This is a genomic window from Streptomyces sp. SM1, from assembly GCF_002910825.1.
Lineage (GTDB): Bacteria > Actinomycetota > Actinomycetes > Streptomycetales > Streptomycetaceae > Streptomyces > Streptomyces okerensis.
This window is the reverse complement of the sequence record NZ_NEUB01000263.1, coordinates 1-2,642: the sequence shown is the minus strand read 5'-3', so window position 1 is coordinate 2,642 and position 2,642 is coordinate 1. Positions and strand designations below refer to the sequence as shown.

Below are 2,642 nucleotides of genomic sequence, written 5' to 3'. Positions count from 1 at the left end.
GGCGCGCGCGGACTCGGTGGCCGGCGCGGCCGCGCCGGTGGCCTCGCCCTCGCGGACCCCGGAGCGGGTGGACGCGGTCCGGCTGATCAAGGCGGACCCGGCGGTCTCGGCGCAGGTCAAGCGGGAGCTCAAGCCGTGTGTGGCCGACGAGTACCCCATCGACGTGAGCTACGGGAACCTCACCGGAGGAGCCGTCGACGATGTCGTCGTCAACGTGCTGACCTGCGGGGACGCGGTGGGTGTCGGCTCGTACGTGTACCGCGGCCAGGGAGGCGCGTACGTGAACGTGTTCTCCGCCGAGGAGCCTCCGGTGTACGCGGAGATCGACCGCGGGGACCTCGTGGTGACCAAACAGGTGTACGACCGTGGCGACCCGGTGTCGAGTCCGTCCGGCGAGAACGTGATCACGTACCGCTGGGCGTCGAGCAAGTTCGGCGAGGAGTACCGCACGCACAACGACTACGGTCAGGTGGCCGGCCCGGTGCCCTCGCCGATGCCCGGCAGCTGAGACATGGCTCACGGAACGAACCGGCGGGGCCTCTCCGGCCGATGAAAGGGATGAACCCTTCGCGCGGCTCACGCGTCCGTGGGGTGGGCCGAGAAAAACACCCCGGGCGGGCCGAGTGGACTCCGTTCGAACCGACCCGGGACCACACGAGGACTGAGAGCACCGGGATGGCAGACCAGACCCACGTCCTGTTCGTCGAGGACGACGACGTCATCCGCGAGGCCACCCAGCTCGCCCTGGAGCGGGACGGCTTCGCGGTCACCGCGATGCCCGACGGGCTGTCCGGCCTCGAGGCGTTCCGGACCGACCGGCCGGACATCGCGCTCCTCGACGTCATGGTGCCGGGGCTGGACGGGGTCAGCCTGTGCCGGCGCATCCGGGACGAGTCGATGGTGCCGGTGATCATGCTGTCCGCGCGGGCCGACGCCATCGATGTGGTGCTGGGGCTGGAGGCCGGCGCCGACGACTACGTGACCAAGCCGTTCGACGGTGCCGTTCTGGTGGCCCGGATCCGCGCGGTGCTGCGCCGCTTCGGTCGGGCGGAGGGCGGCAAGGGGGAGGCTGCGTCCCCGGACGACGGGGGCATGCTCTCCTTCGGGGAGCTGGACATCGACACGGAGGGCATGGAGGTGCGCAGAGCCGGGCAGCCGGTGGCGCTGACACCGACCGAGATGCGGCTGCTGCTGGAGTTCTCCGCGACGCCGGGGACCGTGCTCTCCCGCGACAAACTGCTGGAGCGGGTGTGGGAGTACGGCTGGGGCGGTGACACGCGGGTCGTCGACGTCCATGTGCAGCGACTTCGTACGAAGATCGGCCAGGACCGTATCGAGACGGTCCGCGGCTTCGGCTACAAGCTGAAGGCCTGAGCGGGCGGATGCGGGGGTACTTCCGGCGCCTGGTGACGGCGCGCGTCGACCGGGTGGGGATCGGTGCGGGGCTGAGGTGGAAGCTCAGTGCGGCCATCGCGGTGGTCGGAGCGCTGGTGGCGCTCGTGCTGAGCCTGGTGGTGCACAACGCCGCGCGGGTCTCGATGCTGGACAACGCGCGCGATCTGGCCGACGAGCGGATCATGATCGCCCAGCGCAACTACGAGCTCTCCGGGCGGCTGAACTTCCCCAACACCAAGATCGACGACCCGCGGCTGCCGGGGGAGCTGCGGGAGAAGGTCGAGGCGGGGAGGCGGGCGACCTATGTGACCGACCGGAGCGGCGCGCCGGACATCTGGGCGGCCGTGCCGCTGAAGAACGGGCATGTGCTGTCCCTGCACTCCGGTTTCACCGACCGCAGTTCGGACATCCTCACGGACCTCGACCAGGCCCTGGTGATCGGTTCCATCGCGGTCGTACTGGGCGGCAGCGCGCTCGGCGTGCTCGTGGGCGGGCGTCTGTCGCGGCGGCTGCGCAAGGCGGCCGGTGCCGCCAACCGGGTCGCCAGGGGCGAGACGGACGTCCGGGTGCGGGAGGCCATCGGCGGGGTGGTGCGGGACGAGACCGACGACCTGGCCAGCGCGGTGGACGCCATGGCGGACGCGCTGCGGCTGCGGCTGGAGGCCGAGCGCAGGGTCACCGCCGACATCGCGCACGAGCTGCGCACACCGGTGACGGGTCTGCTGACCGCGGCCGAGCTGCTGCCGCCCGGCCGGCCCACGGAGCTGGTGCTGGACCGGGCGAAGGCGATGCGCACCCTCGTGGAGGACGTGCTGGAGGTGGCCCGGCTGGACAGCGCGTCCGAGCGGGCGGAGCTGCAGGACATCCTGCTCGGTGAGTTCGTCACCCGGCGGGTCGCCGCGAAGGATCCGGACGTCACCGTGCGCGTGGTGCACGAGTCGGAGGTCACCACCGATCCCCGGCGACTGGAGCGGGTGCTGTTCAACCTGCTCACCAACGCCGCCCGGCACGGCAGGCCGCCCATCGAGGTCACCGTCGAGGGCCGGGTCATCCGGGTCCGCGACCACGGGCCCGGCTTTCCCGAGGGACTGCTCGCCGAGGGGCCGAGCCGCTTCCGCACCGGCAGCGCGGACCGGGCCGGCCGCGGTCACGGCCTGGGCCTGACCATCGCGGCCGGTCAGGCCCGGGTACTGGGCGCGCGGCTGACCTTCCGCAACGTACGGCCGGCGGGGGCGCCGGACGGTGAG

The 2,642-nt window shown here is 72.1% G+C and carries 3 protein-coding genes; all 3 read left to right on the top strand.

Translation table 11 applies throughout. The annotated features are described in order from the left end of the window. Positions 1–508 (top strand): hypothetical protein (locus tag B9S61_RS06225; protein ID WP_103541289.1); only part of this gene is annotated, 508 nt, incomplete at its 5' end. 167 nt (positions 509–675) lie between these two features. After that, positions 676–1,374: a two-component system response regulator CseB gene (gene cseB, locus B9S61_RS06220; protein ID WP_103541288.1), complete on the top strand. Its 699-nt coding sequence runs from the start codon at positions 676–678 to the stop codon at positions 1,372–1,374. An 8-nt stretch (positions 1,375–1,382) separates the two neighbouring features. Then, positions 1,383–2,642 (top strand): two-component system sensor histidine kinase CseC (gene cseC, locus B9S61_RS06215; protein WP_103541287.1); only part of this gene is annotated, 1,260 nt, incomplete at its 3' end.

Coding starts and splice junctions, on each gene's coding strand:
- cseB (WP_103541288.1), top strand. CDS start 676: ATGGCAGACCAGACCCACGTCCTGTTCGTCGAGGACGACGACGTCATC.